Genomic DNA, 17,396 nt, shown 5'->3' on the forward strand with positions numbered 1-17,396 from the left:
GGCGAAATCCGGGGGGATCGCTGTCGCTCCCGCCGAAACATTGAGTAAGGGGATAATGGATGTCAGACATGAACCAGCAACAACCGGACGGCGCGGCAGATCTCGCGGCCGCGGAAAAGCTCCGCGATTGTTACAAGCGAATACGCGCTGAACTCGGCAAAACCATCATCGGGCAGGACGCCGTCGTCGAGGAGCTGCTGATCGCTCTTTTTTCAGGAGGGCATTGCATTCTCGAAGGCGTGCCGGGACTGGCAAAGACGCTGATGATCTCCAGTCTGGCGCGATGCCTGTCGCTGAGCTTCAACCGCATCCAGTTCACGCCGGACCTGATGCCGAGCGATATCACCGGCACGGAAGTCATCGCCGAGGACAAGGCGACCGGACATCGGGCCTTCAAGTTTCTGCCTGGCCCGGTGTTCGCCAACATCATTCTCGCCGATGAGATCAACCGCACACCACCAAAGACACAGGCGGCGATGCTCGAGTCGATGCAGGAGCGTCAAGTGACCGTCGGCGGGGTGCGGCATCTCGTCGAGTCGCCGTTCTTTGTGCTGGCCACGCAGAACCCCATCGAACAGGAAGGAACCTATCCGCTTCCCGAGGCGCAGCAGGATCGGTTCATGTTCAAGATCTACATTGGCTACCCGTCGTATGAGGAGGAATACGAGATTGCCATGCATACGACCGGAGATGAGTCGCCGAAGGTCGAGAAGATTCTCAGTGCCGAAGACATCCTGACTTTGCAGAAACTCGTCCGACGTGTCCCCGCGGCGCCGCCGGTCATCAATCATGCACTCGATCTCGTTCGGCGTACGCGGCCTTCGGACGCCGCCGCGCCGGAGTTCGTTAAGCGACACGTGGCCTGGGGTGCGGGGCCGCGCGCCGTGCAATTCCTGATTCTCGGGGCGAAGGCGCGGGCAGTGCTTCGCGGCAATTATCACGTATCCACGGAGGATCTTCGGGCCCTGGCGCCGGCTGTTTTGCGTCATCGCGTGATTACCAATTTCGCCGCGCAGGCCGAGGGCTACGACTCAGACCGGCTCATCCGCGACCTTCTGGATAAGACCCAGCCTCATGCCGGCGGACTGCTCGCCGATGATCGCGTGAACAAGGCCATCAATGCCTGACCATGCCGCTTCAAGGACAAATTACCTGCGCCCCGAGATTCTCTCGAAGATCGGCGGCCTTGAGCTGCGCGCCCGCAGCGTGGTTGAAGGCATCGTCAGCGGAATGCACCGAAGCCCATACCAGGGTTACTCCGTCGAGTTCGCGCAGCATCGGGAGTATGTGCCCGGAGACGACTTGCGGCACCTCGACTGGCGCGTTTATGGCAAGAGCGATCGGTTCTACGTCAAGCAATACGAAGAGGAGACGAATCTTCGAGCCTACCTGATGCTCGATTGCTCGGCGTCGATGCGCTATCCCGAACACGAACGGTCGTCGGGACGCATGACCAAGTTTGAGTACGCTGCCACGCTTGCGGCATCGCTCGCCTATCTGCTCGTCCACCAACAGGACGCGGTTGGGCTGATGCTTTTCGATAATCAACTCCGGGCGAATCTGCCGGCGATGTCGAATTACGCCCACCTGCACTCGATCCTGGGACGGCTTGAGCTGGCCCGTCTGGATTCGCCGACGGACGCCACCGCGGCGTTCGCGCAGCTCGGTACGCAGCTACATCGGCGCAGCCTGGCGATCCTGATATCCGATCTGCTGGCAGACGGTGATGACGTCATCCGAGGCATCGAGCGCCTGGGGCAGGGCAATCACGAAGTCATTGTGATGCACGTTCTGGATGAGGATGAGCGTACGTTTCCGTTTGTCGATCAGACCCTCTTTGAGGGGCTTGAAGCGCCGGAGGTGCAGCTCACCGCGGACCCGCAGTCGCTGCGCACCGCCTACCTTGAGGCGCTGGAGGCGTTTGTGGAGCGGATTCGCTCAACGTGCGTCAATCAGCGGATCGACTACCTCGGCGTGTCGACCAACGATTCACTCGACGTGGTGATACGAGGATATCTTGCGGCCCGGCTGCGCAGGATCAAATCGAGAGTGTGACGCAGCGAGAGGGATCGCTGCAGGCTTCGAGATCATCGGCGACTGGCCGCCGGCACGGGACGGATTGAATACATGTGGGTTTGGCTTTCCAGCTTTCTTTTGAATCCCGCCATGGCGATCGGCTCGGCTGCCGTTGCCAGTCCGATCCTGATCCATCTGCTTTCGCGCCGACGATTCCGCCGGATTCGCTGGGCGGCGATGAGTTTTCTCCTTGAGGCTCAGAAGAAGAATCGTCGCCGTGTTCGCATCGAGCAGCTCATTCTCCTGGCGCTTCGCTGCCTGGCGCTGCTCCTGCTTGCCTTTGTGATGATGCGGCCGTTTCTCTCGGCGGGGGCGCTGGGGGCCTTGTCGGCTACGGCGCGCAGCGAACGCATCTTTCTGCTCGATGATTCGTTCTCCATGGGCTATGTGAGCCCGACCCCGTCCGCCGCCGGCCAGAGTGTCTTTCGGCGCGCCACGGATTCCGTTGAGACGATTGCCCGGCTCGCGTCCGAGCAGAATCCCGATGACACCCTGACGCTGATCACCACCAGCAAGCCTCGTGAGCCGATTCTGGCGCTGCCGAGTCTGAGCGAGGCCAATCTGCGCCGGCTTACTGATCTGCTCTCCGTCCAATCGCCTACACAAAGCGCCGGCAAACTCTCGGATGCAATTGCGGCACTGGGCGAGATGCTCCGAACCGGACCGCCGCAGGCCAACCGCATTGTCTATGTCATCAGCGATTTCCAGCGCCGCGACTGGCTGAAGGATGGCAAGCCCGTCGGGCCGGAGGCGTCGGGCGTCTTCGCACCGCTGCTCGGGCTCGAGGATCATCAAGGCTCTTTGAGATTCGTCCTGGTGGATGCGGCGATCGATCCTGTCCCGGCGAACATCGCGCTGACGAATATCCGTGGCTTGCAACCCCAGTCCGTCGCGGGCGTGCCAACGCGATTTGAACTGACAATCGCCAATTACTCGGAGCGTGCGCTGCAATCCGTGGAACTGAGCCTGCGCGTCGGCGATCGCACGCTACCTTCGCTCACGATTCCAACGCTCGGCGGAGGGCAAATTGCGCGAGAACCGATTGAGGTCACGTTTCCCGAAGATGGATCGACGTTTGTCGAGGCAAAGCTGGTCGGCGGCGTAGGCGCGAGCGATGGTGTGTCGCTGGACAACGTTCGGACCTGCCCGGTGGAGGTTGTCTCGGCGATCAAGGCGATCGTCGTGGATGGAGAGCCGAGCGGCGATCCTTATCGTGATGAGGTGTATCTGCTAAGAACGGCGCTTCGCCCTGACGGCCGCGCGGCCAGCGGCATCGAGCTCGACGTGCTCGACGAGCAGGAGCTCGAAGCCGCAGACCTGAACAGCTACGCCGTCGTCCTGCTGGCCAACGTGGGCCGCCTGCGCGAGAGCGTCGTTCGCAGCCTGGAAGAATTTGTCCGAGCCGGCGGCGGGCTGGTCATCATGGCCGGAAGTCAGGTGGATCTTAATTCATATAACGAGACGCTCTTCGCGAACGGCCAAGGTTTGCTGCCCATGCGACTGGTCGACATCGCAGAGTCAACGCCATCGGCGCGGCCCGTCACGATTCAGGACTGGGACGTCGCCCATCCGGTGATGCGATCATTTGTCGATGAGTTGGCCGCGGTCCTTCGGCAGGTACATGTGGCGAGTTTCGTTCGCCTTGCCGATCAGCCGGCCGCGACTTCCAGCCCTGCGGAGCCGGCGGCCGGGCGCGCGGGCCCGCGGGTTCTGGTGCGGCTCAACGACCCGGACCAGACGCCGCTGATCGTGGAGCGTGAATTCGGTCGGGGAAAGTGTCTATGGATTGGCACGACCGCCGATCAGGACTGGAATGACTGGGCGGCGAGCTTCAGTTACCTGCCCATGATGCTGGAAATGGTGCAATATGTCTCCCGACCAGCACAGATCGCTCCGCAATCGGTGGTCGGTCGCAGTCTCGTTTGCGAAATCGATCCGGCGGCCATGCGACCCGACGCGATGCTTCGGACGCCGGGCTACCCGGTTGAGCCGGAGGTTGCGCTGGCGGCCGTTGTGAGCGAGAACGGCGCACAGTTTCGATTCGATGACACACGACAATGCGGGCTATATCAGTTTGAGTTGAAAACGACCCGGGGCGACACGCGCCGGCGGCTGGCCGCGGTGAATCCGGACGGCAGCGAGTCCGACCTTTCACGGACAACGCAGCGGGAATTGGCGGCGGTGCTGGGCGATCTGCCGTTCGAGTATGTCGGCGATACGTCGCGTGTCGTTGGCGACTTTGCCGCGGCGCGGACCGAGGTCTGGTGGCCGCTCTTGATTACGGTCATTGTGCTTTTCATGAGCGAGCATGCCCTGGCATGGTGGTTTGGGACGAGAGGATAGTCGATTGAGTCCGGTGGTTTGCCATATTTTGGCCGAGGCGACGCCCAGCGAGCAGGTCGAGCTCAGTCTCGAACTTGCCCGATGGTCGACGGACACGGCATTATTGGTGGGGGGACTGCTCACCATACTGGGTGTGTATGTCATCGCCTGGCTGTACCGGCATGAAGCGCGCGGGCAGGTTGCCCGGCCGCTGCGCTGGACGATGGTGACGTGCCGAGTGGTGTTGTTGCTGCTGCTCGGGCTGATCGGTTTGGAGCCGGTTCTGGTCAAGTATGTCCATCGCAAGGTGGATGCCTATACCGTTGTGCTGGTGGACGCCTCGGCCAGCATGTCGCTCGTCGATTCATATCGCCTTTCCGAGGACGCGGCGCGGGTCCGCAGCTTTCTTGGGTCGGCGAGTGCGTCAAATCTCGATCGAGCTGATCTTGAGGAGTCGCTGCTAACGGGCGACGACGGCCTGCTCGCCAGACTGGCCCAGCGAAACAAGCTCATCGTGATGCAGTTCGCGGATCATGCGAAGGAGATCGGCTCAGTCGCAGATGCGGGGACGTCTCCGGAAGGCGTCGATGATTCGCAGCGCCTTATTCGCCCAAGCGGCTTAACGACCGACATTAGTGAGGGTCTCCGCGCGGCTCTCGATGTCGCAGGCTCGTCGCCAATCGCGGGCGTGGTTGTCTTGTCGGATGGGAACTTCAACCGGGGCGAACCGCCGTCCGTGGCGGCTGAGATCCTTCGTCGTCGCGGCGTACGGCTTCACGCGATCGGCATCGGCGATCCGGCGAGCCCGATCAACGTCGCCGTCACGGAAGTGAGCGGTCCGCGCGCGGCATTCAAGAATGACCCCTTCAGCATCACCGTCCGTCTGGATGCGCGTAACCTGGAACCGCAGCCGCTTGAGGTGACGCTGCTCGAACGCCGCGCCGGCAGCGCGGCGTCCCCGACGATCGTCGATCGCCGCGTCGTTTCGCCGACCGCCGACGGATTGATCGAGCCGCTGGTTTTCGAACGGAAAGTGTCGGAGCCGGGCGCGCTGAGCTATGTCGCTCGCGTCGCAGCGATCGAAAATGAGTCGATCCTGTCCGACAACGAAAAGGAGATACTCCCCGCGGTCTCGGTGTTGGACGACGAGATGCGTGTGCTCCTCGTCGCCGGATCGCCCAACTACGACTATCGGTATCTCACACGGCTTCTGGAACGTGACGCGAGCGTCGACGTCGCGACATGGCTTCAATCTGCTGATGTTCGCGCGGTTCGCGAGGGCGACACGATCATCACTGAATTGCCGTCCGATCCAGAGACGCTCTTTGGTTACGACGCCGTCATTCTGCTCGATCCCGATCCGGATCAACTGGACCCGACGTGGGGTAGTCTGCTGGTGACCTACATCACGGAGCAGGGCGGAGGCGTGCTCTACGAAGCCGGAAATAAGTTTTCGGGTCGCTTCTTCCGATCCGCCAACACGGCGAGCCTCGTTGAGATACTACCGATCGTGCCCGATCCCGACGCGGAGATCATTCTCAACGAACTCGGCCAATACCAGCGCCGGCCCTGGCCGTTGCAATTGACCGATGCGGGGTTGGCGAGCCCCATCCTCCGAATGTCGCAGAACCCGATCGAGAATCGGGAGCTATGGTCGATGCTGGACGGGGCATACTGGCATTTCCCCGTGCGCCGAGAGAAGCCGGTCGCGTCGGCGTTAGTGCGGCACTCGAATCCGCGGATGGCCGGCCCCGACGGCCCGCACGTCCTCATGGCCACGCAGTTCGTCGGCAGCGGGCGAAGCGCCTTTCTCGGCATCAACAGCACATGGCGATGGCGGCGGCACGACGAGAAATACTTCAATCGCTTTTGGATTCAGATGGTGCGATATCTGGCCGAGAGCAAGCAGCTCGGCGGACGCAGCCGGGGCATGATTCTCACGCCGCGTGATCAGTTTGAACTCGGCGAGTCGGTGCCGGTTACCGTTCGGGCGCTGGATACTCGCTACGAGCCGCTGATGGCGCCCGAGTTGGAGCTCGTCGTTTCGCCTACCACGCGCGCGCCGGATAGCATCGATGCGGCAAATTCGCCGATTCGGGTGTCCCTTGTTCCGGTCGTCGGCCGCGAGGGCTATTACGAAGGCCGTTTCACGCCCGTCGCCGCCGGTGCGATGCAGCTTTCGGTCAGGCTGACCGGCGGCACCGGGGAAGTTGCCCGGATTGAGAAAGACATCCTGGTGCAGCAGGCCGAGATCGAGATGCAGCACACCGCGATGAATCGTGCGGCGCTGGAGCAACTCGCCGCGGCGACTTCCGGCCGCTATTTTGGAATCGACAAAGCGCGGGCCGTTGCGGATGTCATTGACGACTCCAGCGAGACCGTCGTCACGCGGGAGCGCCCCCGACCGCTTTGGGACAATGGCTGGGTGCTCACAGCGCTGGTCACGGTTGTCACGATCGAGTGGATTCTTCGCAGAAAGGCGAGGTTGTTGTAAATGCCGACCGGCGCCTTGGCACATGCCGAATTTGACCGGGCGATCCTTTCGTCGCTCGTGGCCGCGGGCCGAACCCTGAAGCGACAAGTCGTGCTTCAGGGCGTTTGCCGCTGCGCGGTCATCGTCGTCCTGCTTGCCGTCGTGCACTTCATTCTGGATTACCTTCTTGTTCTGGGGGTTGGACCTCGCGCGGCGTTGTTGGTCCTGCTGGTGGGTCTCGCGGCGCATCAAGTGTGGAAATGGATCATCCGTCCTGCCGCGCTGCGGGTGAGTCCGCAGCAAGTAGCGGAGCTGCTCGAACGACGTCATCCGGAACTGCGCGACGGCCTCTTAACTTCGGTGTCATTTGCCACATCGACTCCGGGCCGGGCTCGCGCAGATCAGGCATCCTCAGCGATGATCGATGCGACCGTGCGGCAATCGATCGAGCAGATGCAATCGGTCCGGGTGCAGGACCTCTTTCTGCCGAAGCGACATTTGCAATACCTGGGGGCCGGGCTTGCGGCCGTCGTGTTCTGTGCCGGATTCTCGGCGTTGTTTCCCGACATGGCCGCGACCTATGTTGCGCGCGATCTGACGCTTCGGGACGTGCCCTGGCCGTCGGGCGTTGTGCTCGTGCTGGAAGGGTTTGTCAACGACCGACTTCGCTGGCCTATCGGTGACGAGTTAACGCTCGTGGCAACGGCGACGGACGAAGTCCCATCCGGCGTTCGGGCGGAGTTTGAATCTCAAAAGGGCGAGCGCGTCGTTCGCGAGATGGGTCGCCGCGGCGAGGACCGTTTCGTGCTGGACTACGGCCCGCTTCAGGCCTCGCTTCGAGTGCAGTTTTCGATTCGCCGTTTCGGCGCGGACGAGCGTACGCGCTGGTATACGGTGGAAGCCGTTGAGCGGCCGAGCGTGAAGGACATCGCCCTGCGCATCGTGCCGCCGGAATATTCAAAGCTGGAAGACATCGACATGCCGACCGGTCAGACGGCCGCCGATGTCCTCCGTGGATCGTCCGTCATGGTGCGCGCGACGACGAATAAGCCGATTCAGCGAGCGGCCCTGCGAAGCTCCGAGCGTGTCGTGGGCGAGACCATCGTGGAATCGGGGCGAGACATTGTTGCCCGGTTCGATCCGACCGAGAGCGGGGCTTACTTCTTCGACCTGCTTGACGAAGATGGTCTGACCGACAATCGGCCCGTCACGATGACGCTGCGTGTCGTCGCCGATTCACCACCGAAAGTGAAGATGGCCCTTGCGGGCGTCGGCGAGATGGTGGTGCCGGATGCGGTGCTGCCCCTGGAGATTAGCTGCGAGGACAATCTCGGCCTTCGTGCGGCGGAGCTGCAACACGAGATCAGTCATGCCGAGCGGACGACGACGGCTCCGAGCGCGCCGCAAGTTGAGCCGCTTCCGAGGTTCACCGTCGGTCAGATGAAGTACTCGATCAAGGAGTCGTGGCCGCTATTGCCGCTTACGCTGCGGCCGGGTGACCAGCTTACCGTTCAGGCGCGGGCCACCGACGATCAGCCGGTGACCGGCGATCAACCATCCGCGCCGCTCGCGCCGCCGAATCTGGGCCTATCTGGTGCCTATGTCCTGCGAATCGTCACCGCGGAGGACCTGTCAGCCGAGCTGTCGCGACGGGAGAACGAATGGCGGCGGGAATTTGAGCTGGTCATCAAGTCCCAGGAGCAGCTAGAGGCGCGCGTTAAGGAGCTGGTCTCGCTCGATGCCGCCCAGCGGGCTTCGGGGGCAGCGGCAGCAAGATTAAATTCCGAGCGCCGGTCCCAGCGCCAGCAGGCCTCCCGGTTGCGGACTATCGGGCGTCAGTTCGAGCAGATTCTCTCGGAGATGGAAGTCAATCAACTGGCCAATTCGATGGTGCGCCGCCGACTCGACGCTGGGGTGATAGCGCCGATGCGGAAGCTGGCGACGGAAGGCGTTCCGGCGGCGGCGGACCTGCTTGATGCATTTCAGGCCGCGCCGGATGACGAATCGGCCTCACGTGTGCTGGATTCGCAGGCCGGATTGATCCGCGAAATGTACGCCATTCTGGCGAACATGATAAAGTGGGAAGGGTATGAGGAGGCGGTTTCCATCCTGCGCGACATCATCCGCCTACAGAGCGATTTGAACGAGGACACGCAGCGACGGCTCCAGGAAGAGGTGGATCGCTTGTTTGATCAGGAGACGGAGGAAAAGCGATGACCGTTCGTCGGTCCGTCATGGGGTCAATATCGTGGGTCGTGGCGCTGCTGATTCTCGCATGCCCCGCGCCGCTCTCCGGCCAGCAACCGACTTCCGCGCCCGCAACTGGGGACCAAATCGGAATCGTCGAGCAGCAGCGCGTCATTAAGGACCGCGTCGCCCGGCTGGAAGATCGGATGTTTCAACTGAGCCAGGCGCTTCGCAAGAGCGATCCCGAAAAGGGTGCGCAGTTGATGCAGTCGCTCGGCGCCGCCCGTGGGATGCTGCTGCGACAAAGAATGGAAGAAATCGCGAAGAACCTCGAGCAGTCCAAGCTCGCTGATGCGACGGATCAGCAAAAGGAAGTCTCCGCCGATCTTCAAGCTCTCCTGCGGCTGCTCCTCGAAGGGCCGGACAAGCTTGACGAGCGAAAGCAGGAGATCAAGCGTCTCGAAGCGATGCAAGAGCAATTGGAGGCGGTCATCGCTCGCCAGCAGGAGGCGAAACGCAATGCCGACGCGGCGGCCGGCAAGGGCGACGACGCGCTGTTGGAGAAGATCGCACAGATCGGCAAGCTCATCCAGCGTCAACAAGACTTGTCCAGTCGAACGGCCAAGGCGGGCGAAGTGGGTGCGCTGGCCGAGGAGCAGGGCGCGCTGCGACAGGAGGCCGATGAGTTGGCCGAGCAGTTGCAGTCGGGCGAGTCCTCCGGCGTATCGGGCCTGACGCCGGAGTCCGCGCAGGCCGCTGAAGCGATGTCTCAGGCTGCGGGGCAGATGGACGCAGCGCAGGAGCGCATGGCCGAGGAATCGCCTCAACAGGCGGGAGGCCACCAAAAGCAGGCCGAAGAGCAACTCGCTCGCGCGATGGAGTTGCTCCAGAAGAAGGCCAAGGACGACGCGGCGGCCCGCAAGGCGAATGCGCCGCTCGAAAAGCAGTCTGGCGAGCAGAAGGAAATCACCCAGGCGACAAAACAACTTGGGAAGAAGATGCAGGGCGCGGGGGCTGGTCAGCCGGGCGATCCTGAATCGCCGCAGGGTGGACAGCCGGGTGACGGTGAGCAACAAGAGGGCGATGAAGGCGCGAGCAAGGGCCAGAAATCGCAGGGCGGACAATCCGGCGAGAAGAAGGAAGAGCAGGGCGAATCAGGCGAAAGCGGCGACGAAGCGCCGACACCGGGCGGGGAGCAGGTTCAGGAGGCTGTGCCGTTTCAGGAGGAGGCTGAGCAGCAGCTCGACAAGCAGGATCCGTCAAAGGCGGCCAAGTCGCAGGAGAAGGCGCTGGAGAAGCTTGAGCAGGCGAAGGAGGAGTTGAAGAAGACTCTTGAGCAGCTTCGCAAGGAGCAGCAGGAAGAATTGCTGGCTGCCCTTGAGAATCGGCTGCGTTCGATGCTGGCCAAGCAGCTCGAAGTGAACAAGTCCACGATTCGGCTCGACGAATTGGGCGCTGCCAACTGGCGGCGCGCCGACGAGCTTCAGCTTCCGGAGATTTCTCAGAAGCAGGCCTGGGTCGGTGACGAGGCGGATAAGGCGCTCTACATCCTGAAGGAGGAAGGGACGACGGTCATCTTTCCCCAGGTGATTGAGAACTTACGGGATGACGCACGGGAAGTAGCCGAGCGGCTCACGGCTGCGGCGACAGGTTCGGCGGTTCAGTCGGTCCAGGAATCAATCGCCCAGACGCTTCGCGAGCTTATTGAGGCAGTCGAGAAGAAGCAGCAGGAGAACGAGTCCGAGTCGGGCGAGGGGCAGGGCGAGAGTCAGGAACAGGATGAGCCGTTGTTGCCTCCATCCGCCGAGTTGAAGCTCCTTCGGTCGCTCCAGGTCCGCGTTAATGAGGCAACGCTCCAGTTGGAGAAAGACCGGGCCGCGAACCCCGATCAGACCGATGAAATGGAAGCTCGCCGGCAGAAGCTGGTCGATCGGCAGCAGCAGGTGCAGGAGATGGCAAAATCGATGCACGAGGCCCTGCGCAAGGCCCAATAGCCGCTGATTATCGCAGGATATTCAGGCCCGCGTTGCATCCAATGGGAGGCGGGGGTGCTATGATAGTCTTGAGGGAATTCCCATGATGACGCTCGTAATGATGCTGGCGGCGGGGCTCTTTGCTTTTGAAGCAGATGCCGCTCCGACGCCTACGCCTGACCAAACCGAGCCGGCCAAGGTTGCTGAGGTTGAATCGGCCGCGGAGACGGAGATCGAAGACGAATCCGATGCCGGACGATTACACGCCTTCGCCCTCCCCGAAACGCCGCGACCTTCCGTTGATGCGGTGATTCAGGGGTTTCTCGCCGACCTTGCCACGCGGGACGAATTCCCTTCGCAGGCGCGGACGCATCTGGCGGATTCCTTCGCCAAGCTGGAACCGTCCCAGAAAGGCGAGTTTCTGAACTCCGGATTAGCCCTGCTTTCGGATGGTTTTCGGATCGGCCTTGAATCGCTGGAGCGCGACGAGCCGGAGAATGCGGCCGACATCTTCGAGGCGTTGACCATCGACGATAATCCGTATCTTGCAGTTGCTTCCGCATGTCAGGCCGCGACGGCCCTGGTTGATCTGGATCAAATCGATCGTTGCGGCCGGATGCTGGGCGCCGTTATGGAAGCGCACCCGGACATCGAGCAGTATACGCTCGCCCCCGATATCTTCGTGTTCATGCTTGGCTATTGCCAGCTCCACGAGCTCAACTACGAGGCTGCTCCGATCACCCTCAGAACGTTTCTCGCACGATATCCCCAGGCATCGGAGCGATTGCGGACGACGGCAACGCAGATTCTGACCGAGCTTGATCGTCGGGTGCCCGGCAAGCTGGGCGACGTACGCGATCTGATGAACTTTGCCCGGCGGCGCATTCACAACGGCGACACCGGTGAGGTCGTGGCGTCCCGTCAGTCGGCCGCGGTCAAACTTCTCTCAGCGATGATCGACGAGGCGGAGAGCCAGGAGAAGAGCAAGAGCGGTTGCAAGAAATGCGGCGGCGGCAAGTGCAAGGGCGGCCATGGCGCACCGAAGGGCAATACGAATCCCGGCAGCGGCGCCAAGCAGTCCAGTCTACCTGGCGGAGATTCCAGCGTTGGAGAGCTTCGGCGGACGCAGGCCCGGCCCGGCGAAGAGTGGGGGCGGATGCCCGCGCGCGAGCGCGATCAGATTCTTCAGACTCTTCAGCGACAATTCCCCAGTCAGTATCGAGAGCTCCTGGAGCAGTACTACCAGCAGTTGGCGAAGGATGCTCAGCCTCGATGATGATCATCAGTCTTCTCATTCCACTCTTGCTGACAGCCCCGGACAAACCTGTGCCGCGGGCCGCGCAGGCTGCGCCGCCATCTCGATGGTTACTTGAAACGGTCGAGGGCGCGACGCTCGAAGGTGAGATTCTGGCGATCGACAACGCCCGCCGGGTCGTTCTCCGGATCGACGGCGCGGAACGAGCCATCCCGCTTGACGACCTGACGCGCATCGCCCGTACGGCGGATGCCGACTCACCTCAGGGAAATCTCGGCGCGAATTGCACCATCCACCTCTCGGACGGCGGCGTGCTGGAAGCGAAGCTGCTGGAGGGCGCCGCGGGAAAAATCACGGTCGACATCGGCATAAACCGCGCCGTCACGCTGCCGATTTCCGGCCTCGCGGGCATCCGTTTCAACACGGTCTCGCAGGGGACGGCCCTTACGGAGTTCTCCTCTCGACTCAAACAGCCGGAGAAGGGGCGCGATCTGCTCCTTGCGGTTCGTGACGGCGGAACGGTCGTGCTCCCGGGCGTGCTTGAATCGCTTACGTCCGAGTCGTGGAGCTTCCGCATCGGTCGCAAGGTGCAGACCGGAGCGCTCGATCGTGCTTTCGGCGTCATCCTGGGCGGCGTGGCGGTATCGAGCGCTGGCGGCAAGGTGCGCATCCGTCTGGATGGCCGGCGAGAGTTTTCGGCGGACGTCGTCTCGGCCGATCCGGATTCTCTGGAGCTTGATGCAGGCCCGCTCGGGCGATTGTCTGTCCCATGGCGGGCGATTCGCGGCATCGACGTGCGCAGTGAACGAGTCGTTTTTATCTCCGATCTGGAGCCGGTGGATATCGTTCAATACTCGGTCATTGACGCCTCCTGGCCGCCGCAAAAGGATCGAAGCGTCACCGGCTTGCCGCTGATCGTCGATGGCCGATTGTACGAGCGCGGCCTGGGTGTTCACGCCACCACCCGCATGACCTATGCACTTGACGGCGCCTACGCTTCTTTTGTCTCCACCATCGGGATTGACGATGCCGCCGGTCCTCGCGGTCGGGCCGTGTTTCGAGTCATCTGCGATGGTCGCGTTGCTTATGAATCGTCCCCCGTCGGTCCGGGAGCCGCCACGGCCATTCGCGTGCCGACGGACGGCGTGAATCAGTTAATCCTCGAATGTGATCCCGGCCCCGACCTCGACATCTCCGATCATTGCGACTGGGCGGGCGCCAGGTTGATTCGTGCCAAGCGCACGGACATGCGCTGACAACAGGGGTTTCATGTCTTCGGTAATCTCCATCGCGGCGGCCGTGTTCGTCGGCCTGCTTCCCGTGGATCAGGCTGACAGCGCGACCGATCGTGCCCGAGTGATCGCGGCGCAGTCGGCCCGCGTCGAGACGATTCAGCGGCTCGTGCCCAGCGTGGCCTGCCTGTTCAGCAAGGGCGATCAGGCCGGCGGAGGATCGGGTGTTTTGATCGACAAGGACGGCTACGGGCTGACGAACTTTCATGTCGTGGCCGGAATGCTCAAAGATCGTCATGGAGATGTGGGCCTCGCCGGTAAACGGCTCGTGGACATGAAAATTTTGGGGATCGATCCCGGCGGCGACGTCGCCATGTTTCGAATCGACCCGAAGGAAAGATTCAGCGCTGCCCCGCTCGGAGATTCCGACGAACTCGCGGTGGGCGATTACACCCTGGCGATGGGCAATCCCTTCGGCCTCGCCGATGACTACGCCCCGACCGTCACGCACGGCATCATTTCCGGGCTGCATCGCTTTCAGGCGGGCGTTCGCGGCGCGCTGACCTACACCGACTGCATCCAGGTGGATACGTCGATCAACCCGGGCAATTCGGGAGGTCCGCTCTTCGATATGTCGGGCCGGCTGATCGGCATCAACGGGCGCATCGCCGTCGAGGAGCGCAACCGCGTCAACGTCGGCGTCGGCTTTGCCATCTCAATCAACCAGATTAAACGGTTCATGCCCATGCTGCGAGCCGGACTGGTCACGCCGCACGCGACCGCCGGATTCACGGTGCGCGATCAGGCGCTGCGCGTACTGGTTGATAAGATTGAGGACCGCGGCGCGGCCCGAACGGCCGGCCTTCAGCATAGCGATGAGTTGATCCGCTTCGCCGGCCGCGACATTCACAGCGCCAACGATTTTCTCAACGTACTCGGGACGCTGCCGGCGGATTGGCCCGTCGAGGTTGCATTTCGGCGCGAGGGTGAGGTTCGCCGCTTTAACATGCGATTGGCGGCCATGCCGCTTCCCAAGCTGACGCGGGATGCGCCGAATCAGCCAAGGCTCGCGTTTGATCCGTATGGTCCGCATCCCGTGACGACGAAGGCCAATCGCCGCGCGGTGCGCCGGGCTATCGAGCTATTCCAAAAGGCCGCGGGTTCTTCCGGTATATGGCATGACGGCGTCGGCATTGTCGGTAGCGGCACAAGAACGCCGACAGGTGCTCATGAAGAGAAGGGCGAGACTATTTCGTGGCGCGTCAGGGCGAGCAGTGATGATTCAAAGGCTGAGGATGCGATTCCGGACACGGTGGAGGCAACGATCTGGTCCGAACTATTGAGCATGAGCGCGGACAAGCCGGCGAAAGGACTTCGAGTCGTCGCGTCCGACGAGGTTCGCGGTCGCATCTGTGTGGTCATTGAGCGAAAGCTAGAGAAGGGGCAACCGCAGCGGCTGAGCTTCGACGATGAGACAGGCGAGCTTCTCGCGGTCGAGTTCACCCACGCAGGCACGGGGATCGTGTTTCGCTATGAATACGGCTCGGTCCAGAGCGTCGGGACGATGCGCATGCCGCGCGCGCGATGGGTGTATCGCGGCGAGACGCTGTTTGCCGAGGATTCATTCACCGAAATGGCGATCGAGGCGAGATGATGGCTTGTGGCGCAAACATTCTGCGACGCGGCGGGCTGTATGCAGCCTGGTCCTGCATCTGCTGCGCGATGCTGGGCAGCGGTCACGCCGTCGCACAGCAGCGCATCTCCCCAGAGATTCAGCGCGCCGCCGATTGCGTGGTCAAGCTCTATGGGCCTCGTGTCGGGCGCGAGCACGGCTACGGTTCCGGCGTGCTGGTTTCGGCGGATGGCCGCATCCTGACGGCGCTGTCGCTTCTGGTGAACCTTCAGGGCGTCAAAGTCGTGCTGGCCGACGGGCGACACTTCGACGCGACGCTGGAGCGATCCGACGAGCTTCGCCAGTTAGCGTTGCTTCGAATCGATGCGAGGGCGTTGCCGTTCCTGTCGCCGCAGTCCAGCAATGAGCTTCGCCAGGGCGATACGGTCGCGGCGCTGGGCAACTGGTTCAAGATCGCTGACGGCCGCGAGTCGATCTCAGTGTGCAAGGGCATTCTCAGTCTGCGAACGATGATCGATGCCATGCGACTCGCCCAGGAATCGGAGCTGCACGGCGAAGTTCTGGTGATCGACGCCCTCACAGCAAACCCCGGGGCTGCCGGCGGCCCGCTGCTCGACGCGCACGGAAGATTCATCGGTCTCGTCGGAAAAGTCATCGAGTCCGCCGCGACGAACACGCGCATCAACTTCGCGATCCCCGGCGAGGCGCTCGTCGAGTTTCTCCATTCCGACGGCGCTTCAGTTGTTGACCAGCCGCCCCAACCGCCCGTCGCCGAAGGGGAGACTGGTCGTCCCTACCTGGGGATCAAGCTCTCGCGCCTCGGATATCGGCAGGTGTCGGCCTACGTCCAGCGCGTGAGCCCGAACTCTCCCGCGGCCAAGGCGGGCATTCAGCCGGACGATCTGATCCTCGCCATCGACGGCCGGCGTGTGGGGGACGTTGCAACCTTCGACGAGGCCGTCGCTCGGCTGCTTCCCGGCCAGACCGTGCAAGTGGTTGTCAAACGCGGCCCGGACGTCAGAACGTTGTCGCTCCGCGTGGAGGCGATGAAATGAGCCTGCTGGTCGCGCTGCTGTTGCTTCTGCCCTTGAGTCAGACTCCTGACGGGTCGGCTGCGCGAGAGCGTCTGTACGAAGAGGCGACGGCGGCGGTCATTCGCGCTGCCGTGGACGTCGTGTCGCCCTCGATCGTGACCATCGAAACGGTCGGCGGCGCCCAGCCTGTGCGGCGCGGCGCGCGCGGCGCCGTCTCCGAACGATTCAAAATCGCCGACGGTCCGTCGACCGGCATCATCCTCAGCGAAGATGGACTCATCGTCACCAGCAGCTTCAACTTCGTGCGCGAGCCTACAGTGATCACCGTGCGCCTCGCCGACGATCGACGACTGGTGGCGACGCTTCTGGCGCGCGATCACATCCGCCGACTCGCGCTGTTGCGCGTTGAGGCAGGCGATCTGCACGCGGCAACCTGGGCGCCGCGCGATGAGATTGTCCTGGGGCAGTACGCCCTCGCCTGCGGTCACGGGCTGGGCGGCTCGCAGCCGTTTGTCTCCCTGGGGATTGTCAGCGCCCTCGGCCGGCGAAACGGCCTTGCCATTCAGACCGATGCAAAGACCTCGCCGATCAACTACGGCGGAGCGCTGGTCGATATCGACGGCCGCGTGCTGGGGCTCATTGTCCCCATGGCCGGTTCGGGCGGTGGCGCACTGGCGGGAGTGGACTGGTACGACAGCGGCATCGGCTTTGCCATTCCGCGAGATCGCATCGACGAGGTCCTGGATCGACTGCGACGCGGAGAAGACATCGAGCCGGGAAAGATCGGCATCGTGCTCGGCCCACAGGAGTCCGGGCTCCTCGACGACATACTGGACGAACTCCTGCCGCAATCGCGCGGGGCGAGAATCACGGCCGTGGGAGACCCTTCCCCCGCGAAGTCAGCCGGGCTGGAGCCGGAGGACCTGATCGTGGCGCTGGATGCGCGCCCCATCAGTGATCTCGAAGCGCTCCTGCGCGAGTTGAGCGACCGCGCGGCTGGCGAACGCATCACGCTGACGGTCAAACGTCGCTGGCGCAGATTCGAGCGAACGATCACGCTTGCGAAGAGTTCGGACATCGGTCCGGTCAAGGCCGCTATGGATACTCCACTGCCGCAGACCGAAGAGGCCGATCCCGCCGAAAAAGACGATAGCGGCGAGAAACAAGAACTCCCGCCGACGACTCAGCCAGACCCGAACTAACATTCACGC

The 17,396-nt window shown here is 62.7% G+C and carries 11 protein-coding genes; all 11 read left to right on the forward strand.

The window, feature by feature from the left end:
* The first annotated feature begins 59 nt into the window (after window positions 1-59).
* On the forward strand, window positions 60-1,127 hold the full coding sequence (locus tag HS101_12135) for a MoxR family ATPase (protein MBE7507012.1): 1,068 nt from the start codon (window positions 60-62) through the stop codon (window positions 1,125-1,127).
* Complete coding sequence (locus tag HS101_12140) at window positions 1,120-2,055, forward strand: DUF58 domain-containing protein (GenBank protein MBE7507013.1); 936 nt, start codon at window positions 1,120-1,122, stop codon at window positions 2,053-2,055. Before HS101_12135 ends, HS101_12140 begins: the two co-directional genes overlap by 8 nt.
* Before the next feature lie 72 nt (window positions 2,056-2,127).
* Entirely contained in the window at window positions 2,128-4,419 is a 2,292-nt protein-coding gene (locus tag HS101_12145; protein MBE7507014.1) for a BatA domain-containing protein, read from the forward strand.
* A 4-nt stretch (window positions 4,420-4,423) separates the two neighbouring features.
* Complete coding sequence (locus HS101_12150; GenBank protein MBE7507015.1) at window positions 4,424-6,892, forward strand: VWA domain-containing protein; 2,469 nt, start codon at window positions 4,424-4,426, stop codon at window positions 6,890-6,892.
* The gene (locus HS101_12155; GenBank protein ID MBE7507016.1) at window positions 6,893-9,088 is read left to right on the forward strand and encodes a hypothetical protein; all 2,196 of its coding nucleotides are present in this window, start codon (window positions 6,893-6,895) and stop codon (window positions 9,086-9,088) included.
* Window positions 9,085-11,052, forward strand: a complete 1,968-nt coding sequence (locus HS101_12160; GenBank protein ID MBE7507017.1) for a hypothetical protein — start codon at window positions 9,085-9,087, stop codon at window positions 11,050-11,052. The genes HS101_12155 and HS101_12160 overlap by 4 nt, the downstream gene beginning before the upstream one ends.
* An 82-nt stretch (window positions 11,053-11,134) precedes the next feature.
* The gene (locus HS101_12165) at window positions 11,135-12,307 is read left to right on the forward strand and encodes a hypothetical protein (protein MBE7507018.1); all 1,173 of its coding nucleotides are present in this window, start codon (window positions 11,135-11,137) and stop codon (window positions 12,305-12,307) included.
* A complete protein-coding gene (locus tag HS101_12170; protein ID MBE7507019.1) occupies window positions 12,304-13,542 on the forward strand; it encodes an NPCBM/NEW2 domain-containing protein in 1,239 nt (412 codons plus the stop codon). Before HS101_12165 ends, HS101_12170 begins: the two co-directional genes overlap by 4 nt.
* A gap of 13 nt (window positions 13,543-13,555) precedes the next feature.
* A complete protein-coding gene (locus HS101_12175; GenBank protein MBE7507020.1) occupies window positions 13,556-15,172 on the forward strand; it encodes a trypsin-like peptidase domain-containing protein in 1,617 nt (538 codons plus the stop codon).
* Window positions 15,172-16,206: a trypsin-like peptidase domain-containing protein gene (locus tag HS101_12180; GenBank protein ID MBE7507021.1), complete on the forward strand. Its 1,035-nt coding sequence runs from the start codon at window positions 15,172-15,174 to the stop codon at window positions 16,204-16,206. The genes HS101_12175 and HS101_12180 overlap by 1 nt, the downstream gene beginning before the upstream one ends.
* Window positions 16,203-17,387, forward strand: a complete 1,185-nt coding sequence (locus HS101_12185; GenBank protein ID MBE7507022.1) for a serine protease — start codon at window positions 16,203-16,205, stop codon at window positions 17,385-17,387. Before HS101_12180 ends, HS101_12185 begins: the two co-directional genes overlap by 4 nt.
* Window positions 17,388-17,396: the final 9 nt, after the last annotated feature.

This window comes from Planctomycetia bacterium (assembly GCA_015075745.1).
Lineage (GTDB): Bacteria > Planctomycetota > Phycisphaerae > UBA1845 > UTPLA1 > UTPLA1.